Below are 15,176 nucleotides of genomic sequence, written 5' to 3' on the forward strand. Positions count from 1 at the left end.
CTTCATCGGCTTCGCCGAGCCGGTCGCCGAACTGGACGACCGGCTCGCCGCCCAGCACGACCTGCTCATGGCCAACTTCTTCGCGCAGACCCAGGCGCTCGCCTTCGGCAAGACCCCCGAGGAGGTCCGCGCGGAGGGCGTCCCGGAGGAGCTGGTCGCCCACAAGACCTTCCGGGGCAACCACCCGACCACCACGATCCTCGCCCGCGCGCTGACCCCGTCGGTGCTCGGCCAGCTCATCGCGCTGTACGAGCACAAGGTGTTCGTCCAGGGCGCGATCTGGGACATCGACTCCTTCGACCAGTGGGGCGTCGAGCTCGGCAAGGTCCTCGCCAAGCGCGTCGAACCCGCCCTCACCGAGGGCGCCGACGTCCCCGGCCTGGACGCCTCCACCCAGGCCCTGGTCGCCAAGTACCGCGAGCTGCGCGGCCGTTAAACCGGATGCGGCAGTCCACTCGGCCGGGTGACACTGACGCCTCCGTCCCGTCCGTGTCACCCGCCGAGAGGTACCGATGGACCGACTGCTCGCCGCCCTCGCCGATCCGCACCGCCTGAGGGTCTACGCCAGGATCGTGCTCGACGACCTCCCGCCGGGCGAGGAGAGCGCGCCCGCGGTGCGCGGTCACCTCGGGAAGCTGCTCGCCGCCGGTCTGGTGAAGCGCCTGCCGGACGGCTCCCTGCGCGCCGACCCCTCGGTGTTCCGGCGGATCCGGCCGACGCGGGACAAGGCACCGCCCGGAGTGCCGCGCGCCCTCTCCGGGTTCTTCGCCCAGGGCAGGCTCACCGCCATACCCGTCCGCCCGGCGGTCCGCCGTGAACTGCTCTCCCACCTCACGGACAGCTTCTTCGACCCCGACCGCAGCTACAGCGAGCGCGAGGTCAACGACGCGTTCCGCACCGTCCACGACGACACCTCGGCGCTGCGCCGGTACTGCGTGGAGAGCGGCCTGCTGGTGCGCGAGCGGGACGGCAGCAGCTACCGGCGCGTGAGCGGGCTGGCGGAGACGACGGGCACCGGCTGAGGCGCCGGGCCACGCTCGCCCACCCCGCTCACGCCGCCGCCCGCACCCCTCACGCCGCCGCGCCCCCCGCTCACGCCGCCGCGCTCAGGGTGTCCGCCAGCCGTCTGCGGGCCGCCCGGGCCGCCGGTACGGCCGCGAGGGCGGTCGCGCCGAGCACGGCGGACCCCGCGAGCAGTACCACCAGCGCGGGGGAGGGGCCCTGGGCGATGCCCGCGCCGATGCCGCTCGACCGGCCCTGCGCGTCGATGATCCAGTGCGCCAGCGGCAGCCCCAGCGCCAGCGCGGCGAGCACGGCCACCAGCGTCGTACCGCCCATGGCCGTGACGGTGATCGCGGTGATCTGGCGCGGGGACAGCCCGATCGCCTTCAGGGCCAGCAGATCGCGCTCGCCCTCACGGACCGTGCCGCCGATCGCGGTCAGCAGTTCGATGAGCCCGATCAGGGCGAGGACCGCGATCAGCCCGACGACGACGCCGCGCAGCGCGGACAGCCCGTCGGCCGGGTTGGGCACCGTGTGCAGGTCGAGCCGGCCGCCCCCGGACCGCGCGAGGCGGTCGGCGACCTCGGTGGGGTCGGCACCGGGGACCAGCCGGAGCTGGTAGAGCGTGGGGCGCAGCGCGGGGTCGTTCTCGCGGAGGGTGTCCAGCGAGGTGGAGACGACCCGGCCGGCGTTCTCCGGCTCGATGCTGCGGCCTACGAGGTGCAGGACCTGCGGCTGGTCGCCCACGGTCATCCGCACCCAGTCGCCCACCCGGACGTCCAGCAGGTCGAGCAGTCCCTGCCCGGCCACCGCCTCGTCGGGACCGCGCGCGGCCCGTCCCTCGGCCAGGGCGTACGGGTAGGGGTCGGCGTGGGTGCCGAGGCCGCGCAGGGCGATGGTCGCGGTCTGGCCCGGCACCAGGGCGGCCACCTCGACGCCCGGGTAGGCGGCGGCGACCTGCGGGTCGCGCTCCAGCAGGGCGCGGGCCCGGGCGTCGGTCAGACCGGCGTCGGCGCGAACGGTGAGCGCGGCGGGCAGGCCGATCCGCTCGGGGCTGCCGTGGGCGCGGTCGATGGTGGTCCAGGCGCTCAGCGCGACCACGATCAGCAGCAGCGGCAGGGCGAGCCGGGCGACGGTGCCCAGCGAACGGCCCCGCCGGGTGGCGGCGGTGTGCCACCCCAGGACCAGCGCCGGCGACACCCGCAGCCCGGCGACCCGCACGCCCAGGGCCCGCAGTCCCCAGGCGCCCGCCCCGGCGAGCCGCCCGCCCGCGGGCCCCGCGGGGCGAGGCACCGGCACCGGCGGCACCCGCCCCGCCCGCCAGGCCGCGAGCCCGGTCGTCGCGCCGATGAACAGCACCACGCCCACCGGCACCGCGAACAGCGCCATGGCGTGCCCCGGCAGGCCCTGCCACACGCCCACCGCGTCCCCGAGCCGCCCGGGGACCCGCTCGCCCAGCGCCTCGGTGAGCGCGGCGGCCGCCACGGCGCCCAGCAGGGCGTACGCCAGGTGCTGGAGCAGGAAGACCCGGACCACCTGGCCGGGGGTGAAGCCGATGGCCTTGAGGACGGAGATGTCCCGCAGGTGGCCGCGGATGCGGGTGCCGATCGCGCCGTGCACGGCGAGGCAGGCGGCGATCAGCGCGCCCAGCCCGAACAGGCCGAGCACCTGCCCGAGCAGCCGGTAGTCGCCCTGGGCCTCGGCGCGCGCCTGCGTCCAGGTGGAGACCTCGCCGATGGCCCCCGCGCCCAGCACGGTCACGGCGCGCTGCACGGCGTAGTCCGTGCCCTCCGGGTCGGTCAGCCGCATGCCGATGACCCGGGCGTCGGGGGCGGGCACGGCGGACGGCAGCGTCCACACCAGGCCGCGCTGCTCGCCCGGCCGGTAGCGGGGCTCGGCGCTGTCGGCGACGCCGACCACCGTCAGCCGGCGGGCGGTGCCCGCCTCGGTGAGCGTGTCGCCGGGCTGGGCCAGCAGCGCGCGGGCGAGCCCGCTCTCCAGGACGACGCCGTCGGGCACGGTGGCGTCCAGCCAGTGGCCCGCGGTGAGCAGCGGCCGGCCGACGGAGGGCTGCTCGGACACGCCGCGCAGTTCCACGGCGGCACGGCTGCCGCGCGAGGCGAGCGTGGCCGACGCGCTGGGGAAGGGGCCCGCGACCGCCTCGACGCCGTCCAGCGCGGCGAGCTTCGCGGTGTCGGCGGTGGGCGCCGTGTGCAGCCACACGTGGGCGCCGCGCCCCTGGGTGAAGACGCGCTGCCAGGGGTTGGTCGCGTACCCGAACAGGGCGGTGGCCAGCAGCAGCGAGGCGACGACGCCGGCCGTGGCGAGCACCAGGAACAGCGCCTCGCCGCGGTGGGTGCGCAGGTCGGAGTGGGCCCAGCGCAGGGTGGCTCGCACGGGCGTCACCACCCGCCCGGCGCGCGCCGGGCGCGCGGACGGCCGCCAGGGGGAGCCGGCCGGGTCACGGCGGTCATCCCGGTGGCTCGGCTCCAGGTCCGGGAGGGGGCGGTCATATCAGTCCCTCAGCTCCAGCACCCCGGAGATCCCGGCCCGGCGCGGCGGCGTGCCCCCGTCCAGCTGGGCGTCGTCGACGATCCGCCCGTCGAAGAAGCTGATCACCCGGTCCGCCGCACTGGCCAGCCGGGCGTCGTGCGTGACGAGCAGGATCGTCTGCCCGCGCTGGTGGAAGCGGGACAGCAGCCGCATGACCTCGCGGGTGCCCTTGCTGTCCAGGCTGCCCGCCGGCTCGTCCGCCAGCAGCAGCGGGGGGTGGTTGACCAGGGCGCGGGCCAGCGCCACCCGCTGCTGCTCCCCGCCGGACAGCTCGCCCGGCATGCTGCGCTCCTTGCCCTCCAGGCCCAGCTCGGACAGCAGCCGGGCCCGCTCGGCGCGGGCCTTCTTCGGCGCGACCCCGGCGAGCAGGGCGGGCAGTTCGACGTTGTCGGCGACGGACAGGTTGGACACCAGGTTGAAGAACTGGAAGACGATCCCGATCCGGGTGCGGCGCTCGACGGCCCAGCGGGCCTCGCTGTAGGCGTCCGTGCACGTGCCGTCCAGCCGGATGCTCCCCGCGTCGGGCCGCTGGAGCCCGCCCAGCAGGTGCAGCAGGGTCGACTTCCCGGCCCCGGACGGCCCGGTGATCGCCACGAACTCGCCCCGTCGCACGGACAGGTCGACCCCGCGCACGGCGTGCGCCGGGGCGCCCTCGCCGTGGTGCGTCTTGACCAGCCCCTCGGCGCGCAGCAGCTCGGCGGGACGGTCGTCGCTCACCCCAACTCCTCCAGCTCGTCCGGTTTCGTGCAGCGGTCCCGGTTCCTACAGGTCCTCCAGCTCCTCCTGGCAGCGCTCCAGCCAGTCGAGGTCGGCCTGCAGGTGCAGCATCGCGCCCTCGATGAGCAGGTGGGCGATGCGGTTGTCCCGGTCCTCGGCGGAGGCCAGCCGCGACAGCTGGCGCATGGTGTTCAGGTACTGGCGCCGCTGCTGGTTGATCAGGGCGATCTGGTCGGCCAGGCCGGTCCGCGGGGCGAGCGCCAGCTTCATGAAGAACTCGTCGCGCACCCGTGGCTCGTCCTCGGGCTCGGCGAACCAGCCGCGCAGCGCCTCCCGGCCGGAGTCGGTCAGGTGGTAGACCTTCTTGTTGGGCCGGCCGGACTGCTCGACGTCCTCGCCCTCGATCAGTCCCTGCTTCTCGAGGCGGCCGAGGGTGACGTAGATCTGGCCGACGTTCGGCTGAGGGTACGCGGAGCCCAGCAGTTGCTCAAGGTCCTGCTTCAGCTCGTAGCCGTGCGCCGGGCCGCGCGCCAGCAGGGCCAGGAGGGGCAGCCGCACTCGTGCTCTCCTCCCGCGTCCCGAGTAATGTGCCGCAGGCCCTAGTATCGCGCATACCTAACAGGTATACATGGCCTCTGACCCCGTGCGAAGACGCCCGGCGCCAGGTGTACAGGGAGGAACCTATGCGGTGGATCCACGCCGCCGGTAGGGGCCTCCTCGTTCTCGTCGTGGTCCTGACCGGTTACGTCGCCTCCGGGGCGCGGGCCGGCGACGGCCCCGCGGGCGGCCGGGGGCCGCTGACCCTCGCCACCGCCGGCGACCTCACCGGCTATCTCGGCCCGCTGCTCCAGGGCTGGAACCGCACCCATCCCGGCGAGCGGGTCACCCTCGTCGAGCTGCCCGACGCGGCCGACGAGACCCACGCCCAGATGGTCACCGACCTGCGCGGGGGCGAGCGCGGCCGCTTCGACGTGCTGAACATCGACGTGAACTGGACCTCGGAGTTCGCCGCCGCGGGCTGGGTACGCCCGCTGCCGCGCGAGCGCTTCCCGCTGGGCACGTTCCTGCCGCCGGTCGTCGACACCGCGACCTACGACGGGCGCCTGTACGCCGTCCCGTACGTCACCAACGCCGGGCTCCTGCTGTACCGCAAGGACGTCCTCGCCAAGGAGGGCGTCCCGCCGCCGCGCACCTGGGCCGAACTGGAGCGGGCGGCGCGGACGATCGCGCCGAAGTACGGACTCGACGGCTACGCGGGCCAGTTCCTGCCCTACGAGGGCCTCACGGTGAACGCGGCCGAGGCCGTCTACTCGGCGGGCGGCTCGATCCTCGGCGACGAGGGCGAGCGCGTCACGGTCGACTCCGCCGCCGCCCGCGAGGGCATCGGCTTCCTGGTGCGCGGGGTGCGCGAGGGCTGGATCCCGAAGGCGGCGCTGACGTACAAGGAGGAGGAGTCCAAGCAGGCGTTCCAGGACGGCCGGCTGCTCTTCCTGCGCAACTGGCCCTACGCGTACGTCGTCGCGTCGGCCCCGGGCTCCCCGGTCGCCGGGCGGGTCGGCGCCGTGCCGCTGCCCGGGCCCGACGGCCCGGGGACCAGCGTCCTCGGCGGCTCCAACCTGGCCGTCACCACGCACGCGCGCCACCCCGACTCGGCCGCCCGCCTGATCGCCTACCTCACCGGCGAGGGCGTCCAGCGCCAGGTGCTCACCCGCGGCGCGCTGCCGCCGGTACGCGCCGACCTGTACGACGACCCGGAGCTGGTCCGGCGCTTCCCGTACCTGCCGACGCTGCGCGAGAGCGTGCTGAGTGCCGCCCCGCGCCCCAAGAGCCCGCGCTACGACCAGGTCAGCCTCGCCGTCCAGGCGGTGCTGCACGACGCGCTGACCGGCCACGCCACGCCCGCGCAGACGGTACGGCGGCTGGCCCGCGAGCTGGCGGCCATCTCCCGCCGCTAGGCCCGGCACCCGCACCCCACCTACTTACATGTTAGGTAACGGGCGCGTCTCATCTGGCGGCCATCCGCCCTGTTTCGCCCCTCTTTGTGTCCCCAACTGGCCGGTAACGCCTGTTCTTTTCATTGACACCCTCGCGACACGCCTACCTAACATGCATGCATGTTGAGTAAGCACCGCTGGTGGCGCGACGCCGTGATCTACCAGGTGTACGTCCGCAGCTTCCTGGACAGCACCGGCGACGGCGTCGGCGACCTGGCCGGCGTCCGGGCCGGGCTGCCGTACCTGAAGAAGCTCGGGGTCGACGGGATCTGGCTGAGCCCCTTCTACCCCTCGCCGCAGCACGACCACGGCTACGACGTGGCCGACTACTGCGACGTCGACCCGCTCTTCGGCGACCTCGCCGAGTTCGACCGGCTGGTCACCGCCGCCCGGCGGCTCGGTGTCCGGGTGCTGCTCGACATCGTCCCCAACCACTGCTCCAGCGAGCACCCGTGGTTCACCGAGGCGCTGGCCGCCGGACCCGGCAGCGCCGCCCGGGCCCGCTTCCACTTCGCCGACGGCCGCGGACCGGACGGCGCCGAGCCGCCCAACAACTGGCACGCCATGTTCGGCGGCCCGGCCTGGACGCGCGTCACCGAGGCCGACGGCCGCCCCGGCCAGTGGTACCTGCACATGTTCACGCCCGAACAGCCCGACTGGAACTGGCGCACCCCCGAGGTGCCCGCCGCGTTCGAGCGGATCCTGCGCTTCTGGCTGGACCGGGGCGTCGACGGGTTCCGCATCGACGTCGCCGCCGGCCTCTTCAAGCACCCCGACCTGCCCGACTCGGACGACCCCGAGGCCGACGCCCGCACCCGCGACTCGGTCAACCCGCTCGCCTGGAACCGGCCCGAGGTGCACGACGTGTGGCGGCGCTGGCGCGCGGTCTGCGAGGAGTACACCGCCCGCGACGGCCGCGAACGCCTCCTCGTCGGCGAGGTCTCCGTGCCGACCGCCCGCGAGCACGCCCGCTACGTCCGCCCCGACGAACTCCACCAGGCCTTCTTCTTCGACCTGCTCAGCGCCCCCTGGAACCCGGACGCCTTCCGCAAGGTCATTTCCGAGGCCATGCAGGACATCGCCGGCACCGGCTCCACGGTCACCTGGGTCCTCAACAACCACGACCAGGTGCGCACCGTCACCCGCTACGGCGAGCCCACCCCCGAGAGCAGCGGCCTCGGTCCCGCCCGGGCCCGCGCCGCCGCACTGCTGATGCTGGCGCTGCCGGGGGCCGCGTACATCTACCAGGGCGAGGAACTGGGCCTGCCCGAGGTCGTCGACCTGCCCGACGACGTGCTGACCGACCCGATCTTCCGCCGCACCGGCAGCCGGGCCCGGATCCGCGACGGGTGCCGGGTGCCGCTGCCCTGGTCCGGGCAGGCGTCGCCGTTCGGCTTCACCTCCGGCGCGGAGGGCGCGAAGCCGTGGCTGCCGCAGCCGGAGTACTTCGCCGAGTACGCCACCGACCGGGCCCTCGCCGACACCCGCTCCTTCTGGCACCTGTACCGGGACGGGCTCCACCTGCGGTCCGCGCTGCCCCAGTTGGGCGACGGCACGCTGCGCTGGCTGGACACCCCGCCCGGCGTCCTGGCCTTCGCCCGGGACGACCTGGTCTGCGCCGTCAACTTCGGCACGGCCCCCACCCCCGCACCGGTCCCCGGCACCCCGCTGCTGGCCAGCGCCCCCTGCCCGCCCGGCGTCCTGCCCGGCTCCACGGCCGCCTGGTGGATCAGGGACCTCTGAACCCACCCCTTTCCTGAGCCTCCGTCAGTTCCCCATCCCCGAAGGGACATCAACGATGATGCGACGACGCACCACCCTGCTCACCGGCTGCACCGCCCTCGTCCTCGCGCTCGGCGCGACGGCCTGCGGCGGCAGCGGACCCGTCTCGGCCGGCGGCGGCGACAAGGCGCTCAGCGGCCAGACCGTGAGCGTGGCCGGCGTCTGGTCCGGCACCGAGCAGAAGAACTTCCAGAAGGTGCTGGACGCGTTCACCGCCAAGACCGGTGCGAAGACGCAGTTCACGTCCACCGGGGACAACGTCTCCACCGTCGTCGGCAGCAAGATCGAGGGCGGCAACGCCCCCGACGTCGTGATGGTCCCGCAGGTCGGCGTGCTCCAGCAGTTCGCCAAGAACGGCTGGCTCCAGCCGCTGTCCGCCACCGCGCAGAAGTCCGTGACCGCCGGCTTCGCCCCCGTGTGGAGGAACTACGGCAGCGTCGACGGCACCCTGTACGGCCTCTACTTCAAGGCCGCCCACAAGTCGACCGTCTGGTACAGCCCCGACGCCCTCGACCAGGCGGGCGTCAAGCCGCCGGCCGCCTTCGACGACCTGCTGAAGGCCGGACGGGCCGTCTCCGACTCCGGCCTCGCCGCCTTCTCGGTCGCCGGGCAGGACGGCTGGACGCTCACCGACTGGTTCGAGAACGTCTACCTCTCCCAGGCCGGACCCGAGAAGTACGACGCCCTCGCCGCCCACCGGCTGAAGTGGACCGACCCGAGCGTCGTCCGGGCCCTGGGGACCCTCGGCACGCTGTTCAAGGACAAGGAACTCGTCGCGGGCGGCCAGAAGGGGGCCCTGAACACCGACTTCCCCGGCTCGGTCGAAAAGGTGTTCGGTCCCGAGCCCGAGGCCGGCATGGTCTACGAGGGCGACTTCGTGGCCGGGGTCGCCAAGGACCAGTTCGGCCGGGCGATCGGCGAGGACGCGGACTTCTTCCCCTTCCCGAAGGTCGGCGCCGGGCACGCACCCGTGGTCAGCGGCGGTGACGCGGCCGTCGTCCTGAAGGACGGCAAGAACCACCAGGCCGGCATGGCGCTCGTGGAGTACCTCGCCACCCCCGAGGCCGCGGCCGTCTGGGCCGGTGCGGGCGGCTTCCTCTCCCCGAACAAGAAGCTCGACCTCGCCTCCTACGGCGACGACGTCACCCGCGCGACGGCGAAGTCCCTCGTCGAGGCCGGCGACTCGGTCCGCTTCGACATGTCCGACCAGGCCCCCGCGGCCTTCGGCGGCACCAAGGGCGCCGGCGAGTGGAAGATCCTCCAGGACTTCCTGCGCGACCCGTCCGACCCGAAGGCCACGGCGGGCCGGCTCGAGGCCGCGGCGGCCAAGGCGTACCAGGGCTGACCATGACCACGACCCTGGTGAAAGAGACGCGCGCCCCGGCCGCTCCCGTCCCCGGTGGCGCACGGCGCACCCGGCGGCGGGGCCGGGTCGCCGCCCTGCTGTTCGTCTTCCCCGCCCTGCTGCTGCTCGGCGCGCTCGTCGTCTACCCGGTGCTGTTCTCGGTCGGCCGCAGCTTCTTCGACGCCTCCGGGACCCGCTTCGTCGGCGGCGGCAACTACACCGAGATGTTCCACGACCCGGCGACCGTCAAGGCCGTCCGCAACACCGCGATCTGGGTCGTCGTCGCCCCGGCGCTGCTGACCGGCCTCGGCCTGGTCCTGGCCGTGCTGGTGGAGAAGGTCCGCTGGGCCACCGCCTTCAAGCTGCTGCTGTTCCTGCCGATGGCGGTGTCCTTCCTCGCCGCCGGCATCATCTTCCGGCTCGCCTACGACGAGGACCCGGACAAGGGCGTACTGAACGCCGCCGTGGTCTCCGTCCACGACGCCTTCGAGGACTCCTCGACCTACCCGACGGCACGGGCCCGCGACGGCCAGGGCCTGACCAAGGGCCGGGACGGCTCCTACACGAGCGGCGCACTCGCGCCGGGGAAAACAGTGGCGCTCGGCCTGGTCGGCGTCCGCCCCGGCGACCTGCCCGGCACGGCCCGGCCCGCCTCCCCGGCGGCGGCCCGCGCGGCGGCCCCCGACGAACTGCGCGGCGTGGTCTACCTGGACTTCACGCCCGGCGGGGGAGGCAGGCAGGGCGCCGTCGACCCGAAGGAGAGCGGCCTGCCCGAGATGACGGTCCAGGCCGTGCGCGACGGGCGGACGGTCGCCACCACGACCACGGCGGCCGACGGATCGTTCCGCTTCACCGGCCTGTCCGACGGCGCGTACGGCGTGCGCCTGCCCGCCGCCAACTTCGCCCCGCCCTACGAGGGCGTCTCCTGGCTCGGCCCGGCGCTCGTCACCCCGGCGATCATCGGGGCGTACCTGTGGATCTGGACCGGCTTCGCCATGGTGCTGATCGGCGCCGGCCTGGCGGCGCTGCCCCGGGACGCGCTGGAGGCGGCGCGGATGGACGGCGCCAACGAGTGGCAGATCTTCCGCCGGATCACCGTTCCGCTCCTCGCGCCGGTGCTCACGGTGGTGTTCGTGACGCTCGTGATCAACGTGCTGAAGGTCTTCGACCTCGTGTACATCATCGCCCCCGGCCCCGTGCAGGAGGACGCGACCGTGCTCGCGACCCAGATGTGGCTGGTGTCGTTCGGCGGCGGCAACAACCAGGGCCTCGGCAGCGCCCTCGGCGTGCTGCTCCTGCTGCTGGTGATCCCGGCGATGGTCTTCAACGTCCGCCGTTTCCGAAGGAGTCAGCGATGAACGCGGTCCGGCGCGGCCTGGGCAACGCCGTGGTGCAGGCCTTCCTCGTGGTGATCGGCCTGGTGTGGATGACCCCGCTTGCCGGGCTGTTCCTGTCCTCGCTGCGGTCCGCCCAGGACACGGCCAAGGGCGGCTGGTGGACGGCGTTCGCAGCGCCCGGGCAGCTGTCCTTCGACAACTACTCCGCGCTGCTGCAGAACGCGGGCATCACCCGGGCGTTCTGGAACACCGTCCTGATCTCGGTGCCCACCACCGTCCTGGTCGTGGTCGTCGCGGCGCTCGCCGGGTACGCCTTCGCCTGGCTGGACTTCCCCGGCCGTGACACCGTCTTCCTGGTCGTGGTGGCCCTGCTGGTGGTGCCGGTGCAGATCGGCCTGCTGCCGGTGGCCAAACTCTTCGGCCAGCTGGGCCTGTTCGGCACGATCCCCGGTGTGGTGCTCTTCCACGTGGCCTACGGACTGCCGTTCGCGGTGTTCCTGCTGCGCAACTACTTCGCCGAGATGCCGAAGGAGATGCTGGAGGCGGCCCGCATGGACGGCGGCAGCGAATGGCGCATCTTCACCCGCCTGGTGCTCCCGGTGGGCCGGCCCGCCATCGCCAGCCTCGCCATCTTCCAGTTCCTGTGGGTATGGAACGACATGCTGGTCGCCCTGCTCTTCGCGGACAGCTCCTCCCAGCCGCTGACCGTGGAACTCCAGTCGCAGATACGCCAGTTCGGCAGCAACATCGACGTCCTGGCGCCCGGCGCGTTCCTGTCCCTGATCGTGCCCGTGGCCGTGTTCTTCGCCTTCCAGCGGCACTTCGTGCAGGGGGTGATGGCGGGGTCGGTGAAGTGACGCGGCCCGGGCGGGACCTGACACCCGCCCCGCCGTACGCCGAAGGGGCCGGACTCGCGCGAGTCCGGCCCCTTCGGGGTGGGCGTGGTTCCCGCCGGGATCAGGGGGACGCCGGCGGGTACAGCGAGCGGGGCAGCTGGGAGGCCGCCGCCGTGTCCAGCAGCCACAGGGTGCGGGCACGGCCGCGCGCGCCCGCCGCCGGGGCCTGGATCTCGCCCGCGCCGGACAGGGCGATCGCCGCGGCCCGGGCCTTGTCCTCGCCGGCCGCCAGCAGCCACACCTCGCGGGCCGCGCGGATCGCCGGGAGGGTCAGGGTGACCCGGGTCGGCGGGGGCTTGGGGGCCCCGCGCACGCCGACCACCGTGCGCTCCGTCTCGCGGACCGCCGGCAGCTCCGGGAACAGCGACGCCACGTGGGTGTCCGGTCCGACGCCCAGCATCAGCACGTCGAAGGTCGGCACGCTCCCGTGGTTCTCGGGTCCGGCCGCCCGCGCCAGCTCCTCGGCGTAGCCCTCCGCGGCCGCCTCGACGTCCGTGCCGTACGGACCGTCCGACGCGGGCATCGCGTGCACCCGCTTCGGGTCCAGCGGTACGGCGTCCAGCAGGGCCTCGCGGGCCTGCGTGACGTTGCGCTCCGGGTCGCCCTCGGGCAGGAACCGCTCGTCACCCCACCACAGGTCGAGCCGGCCCCAGTCGACGGCGTCCCGGGCGGGCTCGGCGGCCAGCGCGGCCAGCAGGCCGTTGCCGTTGCGGCCGCCGGTGAGGACCACGGACGCGTGACCCCGGGAGGCCTGCGCGTCCACGATCTTCGTGATCAGCCGGGCCGCGGCGGCCTGCGCCATCAGCTCCTTGTCGCGGTGCACGACCAGCTGCGGCGCGTTCACTTCGCGGCCCCCTTGGTCACCGGCTCCGACGCCGCCGCCTCGCGCGCGGGAGCTTTCGCAGCCTCTTCGACAGGGGTCTCCACGGCTTCCCGCTCCCCGTCCCCGTCGGCTCCTTTGGCCACCGCTTCCGGCGCCTCCGGTTCCGCAGCGGCGTCCCCGGCAGCCTCCCCGTCACGGTCACGGTCACGGTCACGGTCACCGTCACCGACGCCGTCGACCGAGAACGCCTCCGCCGCGTCCGACGTGGCGTTCAGCCGGTCCACGCCGTAGCGCAGCGCCGACGCGTAGGTGTCGTCCGGGTCCAGCCGGCGCAGCTCCTCCGCTATGAGCTCGGCCGTGTCCCGGCGCTTGAGCGCCACCGCGCGGTCCGGCTGGCCCTCGATGGACAGGGTGGCCAGCGAGCCGTCCGCCCGGTCCAGCACGACCGGACCGCAGTCCGTCGACATGCGCACCGCGGTCAGCCCCGGCCCGCCGGACAGCGAGCGCTTCACCGGCACGTCCAGCCGGTCCGCGAGCCACATCGCCAGCAGCTCGCAGCTCGGGTTGAACTCCTCGCCCTCCACCTCGACCGACTCCACCCGGCAGCTGACCTGGTCCAGGGCCGCGGCCAGCATCGAGCGCCAGGGCGTGATGCGGGTCCACGACAGGTCGGTGTCGCCGGGGGTGTAGGTCTCGGCGCGGGCGGTGAGCTCCCGCACCGGCTGCTCGGCGGCGTAGGTGTCGGTGACCCGGCGCTGTCCGAGGGCGCCCAGCGGGTCCTTCGCCGGGTCGAGCGGCGCGTTGACCGGCCACCAGACGACGACCGGCGCGTCCGGCAGCAGCAGCGGCAGCACGACCGACTGGGCGTGGTCGACCACCTCGCCGTACAGCCGCAGCACCACCGTCTCGCCGCTGCCCGCGTCCGCGCCGAGCCGCACTTCGGCGTCCAGCCGGGACTGCGTGCGGTCGCGCGGGGAGCGGGAGACGCGCTTGACGACCACCAGCGTGCGCGAGGGGTGCTCGCGCGACGCGTCGTTGGCGGCCTTCAGGGAGTCGTAGGCGTTCTCCTCGTCCGTGACGATGACCAGCGTGAGCACCATGCCGACGGCCGGGGTGCCGATGGCCCGGCGTCCTTGCACCAGGGCCTTGTTGATCTTGCTGGCCGTGGTGTCCGTCAGGTCTGTCTTCATGGCCGGCGCCAGCTCCGTCCCTCTCGTGCGAGCATCTCGTCCGCCTCGACGGGCCCCCAGGTACCGGCCGGGTACTGGGCGGGCTTGCCGTGGGTGTCCCAGTACTCCTCGATCGGGTCGAGGATCTTCCAGGACAGCTCGACCTCCTCGGTGCGCGGGAAGAGGTTGGAGTCGCCCAGCAGGACGTCCAGGATCAGCCGCTCGTACGCCTCGGGGCTGGACTCGGTGAACGACTCGCCGTAGGCGAAGTCCATCGACACGTCCCGGATCTCCATCGACGTGCCCGGCACCTTCGAGCCGAAGCGGACCGTGACGCCCTCGTCCGGCTGGACCCGGATGACGATGGCGTTGGAGCCCAGCTCCTCGGTGGCGGTGGTGTCGAAGGGGGAGTGCGGCGCCCGCTGGAAGACCACCGCGATCTCGGTGACCCGGCGGCCCAGCCGCTTGCCGGTGCGCAGGTAGAAGGGGACGCCCGCCCAGCGGCGGTTGTCGATCTCCAGCTTCACGGCCGCGTAGGTGTCGGTCTTCGACTTGGCGTCGATGCCGTCCTCTTCGAGGTAGCCGACGGCCTTCTCGCCGCCCTGCCAGCCGGCCGCGTACTGGCCGCGCACGGTGTGCTCGCCCAGGTTCTCCGGCAGCCGGACCGCGCCGAGCACCTTGGTCTTCTCCGCCGCGAGCGCGTCGGCGTCGAAGGAGGCGGGCTCCTCCATCGCGGTGAGCGCCAGCAGCTGCAGCAGGTGGTTCTGGATGACGTCCCGGGCGGCGCCGATGCCGTCGTAGTAGCCGGCCCGGCCGCCGATGCCGATGTCCTCGGCCATGGTGATCTGCACGTGGTCCACGAAGGACCGGTTCCAGATCGGCTCGAACATCGTGTTGGCGAAGCGCAGCGCCAGGATGTTCTGGACGGTCTCCTTGCCCAGGTAGTGGTCGATGCGGAAGACCTGGTCCGGGGCGAAGACCTCGTGGACGATCGCGTTGAGCTCCTCGGCCGACTTCAGGTCGTGGCCGAAGGGCTTCTCGATCACCGCGCGGCGCCAGGCGCCGTTCTTCTGGTCGGCCAGCCCGTGCTTCTTCAGCTGCTGGATGACCACCGGGAAGGAGCGCGGCGGCACCGACAGGTAGAAGGCGAAGTTGCCGCCCGTGCCCTGCGCCTTGTCCAGCTCCTCGATCGTGCCGCGCAGCCGCTCGAACGCCTCGTCGTCGTCGAAGGTGCCCTGCACGAAGCGCATCCCCTGGATGAGCTGCTGCCAGACCTCCTCGCGGAAGGGGGTGCGGGCGTGCGCCTTGACCGCGTCGTGGACCTCGGCGGCGAAGTCCTCGTGCTCCCACTCGCGGCGGGCGAACCCCACCAGGGAGAAGCCCGGCGGCAGCAGACCCCGGTTGGCGAGGTCGTACACGGCGGGCATGAGCTTCTTGCGGGACAGGTCGCCCGTGACGCCGAAGATGACCAGGCCCGACGGCCCCGCGATGCGCGGGAGCCGTCGGTCCGCGGGGTCACGGAGCGGATTCGCCCCGGATCCGGAGAAGGGAGCCAAGA

The 15,176-nt window shown here is 73.5% G+C and carries 12 protein-coding genes and 1 pseudogene; 7 read left to right on the plus strand and 6 right to left on the minus strand.

The window, feature by feature from the left end; translation table 11 throughout:
* Together AQJ30_RS39315 and AQJ30_RS39320 are read left to right on the plus strand one after the other, a co-directional pair.
* Positions 1–436: pseudogene (locus AQJ30_RS39315) on the plus strand (glucose-6-phosphate isomerase); the annotation flags it as partial.
* A gap of 271 nt (positions 437–707) precedes the next feature.
* Positions 708–1,022, plus strand: coding sequence for a DUF2087 domain-containing protein (locus AQJ30_RS39320; RefSeq protein WP_425424142.1), 315 nt, complete (start codon positions 708–710; stop codon positions 1,020–1,022).
* A 70-nt stretch (positions 1,023–1,092) separates the two neighbouring features.
* On the opposite strand, the gene AQJ30_RS11635 is transcribed toward AQJ30_RS39320, so the two are convergent.
* The 3 genes from AQJ30_RS11635 to AQJ30_RS11645 all read right to left on the minus strand — a co-directional run bounded on the left by AQJ30_RS11635 (position 1,093) and on the right by AQJ30_RS11645 (position 4,830).
* The gene (locus tag AQJ30_RS11635; protein WP_067232155.1) at positions 1,093–3,399 is read right to left on the minus strand and encodes an ABC transporter permease; all 2,307 of its coding nucleotides are present in this window, start codon (positions 3,397–3,399) and stop codon (positions 1,093–1,095) included.
* A gap of 117 nt (positions 3,400–3,516) precedes the next feature.
* On the minus strand, positions 3,517–4,272 hold the full coding sequence (locus AQJ30_RS11640) for an ABC transporter ATP-binding protein (RefSeq protein ID WP_067232158.1): 756 nt from the start codon (positions 4,270–4,272) through the stop codon (positions 3,517–3,519).
* A 45-nt stretch (positions 4,273–4,317) separates the two neighbouring features.
* Positions 4,318–4,830, minus strand: coding sequence for a PadR family transcriptional regulator (locus tag AQJ30_RS11645; protein WP_067232160.1), 513 nt, complete (start codon positions 4,828–4,830; stop codon positions 4,318–4,320).
* A gap of 125 nt (positions 4,831–4,955) precedes the next feature.
* Here AQJ30_RS11645 and AQJ30_RS11650 point away from each other — a divergent pair, with 125 nt between their 5' ends.
* The 5 genes from AQJ30_RS11650 (at position 4,956) to AQJ30_RS11670 (ending at position 11,587) form a co-directional block, all read left to right on the plus strand.
* A complete protein-coding gene (locus AQJ30_RS11650; protein ID WP_067232163.1) occupies positions 4,956–6,227 on the plus strand; it encodes an ABC transporter substrate-binding protein in 1,272 nt (423 codons plus the stop codon).
* A 159-nt stretch (positions 6,228–6,386) separates the two neighbouring features.
* Positions 6,387–8,009, plus strand: coding sequence for a glycoside hydrolase family 13 protein (locus AQJ30_RS11655; protein ID WP_211278963.1), 1,623 nt, complete (start codon positions 6,387–6,389; stop codon positions 8,007–8,009).
* Positions 8,010–8,064: 55 nt separating this feature from the next.
* Entirely contained in the window at positions 8,065–9,393 is a 1,329-nt protein-coding gene (locus AQJ30_RS11660; RefSeq protein WP_067232165.1) for an ABC transporter substrate-binding protein, read from the plus strand.
* A gap of 2 nt (positions 9,394–9,395) precedes the next feature.
* Positions 9,396–10,751, plus strand: coding sequence for a carbohydrate ABC transporter permease (locus AQJ30_RS11665; RefSeq protein ID WP_067232167.1), 1,356 nt, complete (start codon positions 9,396–9,398; stop codon positions 10,749–10,751).
* Positions 10,748–11,587, plus strand: coding sequence for a carbohydrate ABC transporter permease (locus AQJ30_RS11670; RefSeq protein WP_067232169.1), 840 nt, complete (start codon positions 10,748–10,750; stop codon positions 11,585–11,587). The genes AQJ30_RS11665 and AQJ30_RS11670 overlap by 4 nt, the downstream gene beginning before the upstream one ends.
* 100 nt (positions 11,588–11,687) lie before the next feature.
* Here AQJ30_RS11670 and pgl read toward each other — a convergent pair whose 3' ends face one another.
* From pgl to zwf, 3 genes are read right to left on the minus strand one after another with little or no spacing between them, the layout of a single operon-like run.
* Complete coding sequence (gene pgl / locus AQJ30_RS11675) at positions 11,688–12,470, minus strand: 6-phosphogluconolactonase (RefSeq protein WP_067232170.1); 783 nt, start codon at positions 12,468–12,470, stop codon at positions 11,688–11,690.
* Positions 12,467–13,639 carry a glucose-6-phosphate dehydrogenase assembly protein OpcA gene (opcA, locus tag AQJ30_RS11680; RefSeq protein WP_067232173.1) on the minus strand — a complete coding sequence of 391 codons (1,173 nt, stop codon included), beginning with the start codon at positions 13,637–13,639 and terminating at the stop codon, positions 12,467–12,469. The genes pgl and opcA overlap by 4 nt, the downstream gene beginning before the upstream one ends.
* Positions 13,636–15,174: a glucose-6-phosphate dehydrogenase gene (zwf, locus tag AQJ30_RS11685; RefSeq protein WP_067232176.1), complete on the minus strand. Its 1,539-nt coding sequence runs from the start codon at positions 15,172–15,174 to the stop codon at positions 13,636–13,638. The genes opcA and zwf overlap by 4 nt, the downstream gene beginning before the upstream one ends.
* Positions 15,175–15,176: the final 2 nt, after the last annotated feature.

The organism is Streptomyces longwoodensis (assembly GCF_001514125.1).
Lineage (GTDB): Bacteria > Actinomycetota > Actinomycetes > Streptomycetales > Streptomycetaceae > Streptomyces > Streptomyces longwoodensis.

Excerpts from the sequence above, each read along its gene's own strand:
- AQJ30_RS11650 (WP_067232163.1), top strand. The coding sequence starts at position 4,956 with ATGCGGTGGATCCACGCCGCCGGTAGGGGCCTCCTCGTTCTCGTCGTG.
- AQJ30_RS11670 (WP_067232169.1), top strand. The coding sequence starts at position 10,748 with ATGAACGCGGTCCGGCGCGGCCTGGGCAACGCCGTGGTGCAGGCCTTC.
- AQJ30_RS11660 (WP_067232165.1), top strand. The coding sequence starts at position 8,065 with ATGATGCGACGACGCACCACCCTGCTCACCGGCTGCACCGCCCTCGTC.
- AQJ30_RS11665 (WP_067232167.1), top strand. The coding sequence starts at position 9,396 with ATGACCACGACCCTGGTGAAAGAGACGCGCGCCCCGGCCGCTCCCGTC.
- opcA (WP_067232173.1), bottom strand. The coding sequence starts at position 13,639 with ATGAAGACAGACCTGACGGACACCACGGCCAGCAAGATCAACAAGGCC.
- AQJ30_RS11655 (WP_211278963.1), top strand. The coding sequence starts at position 6,387 with ATGTTGAGTAAGCACCGCTGGTGGCGCGACGCCGTGATCTACCAGGTG.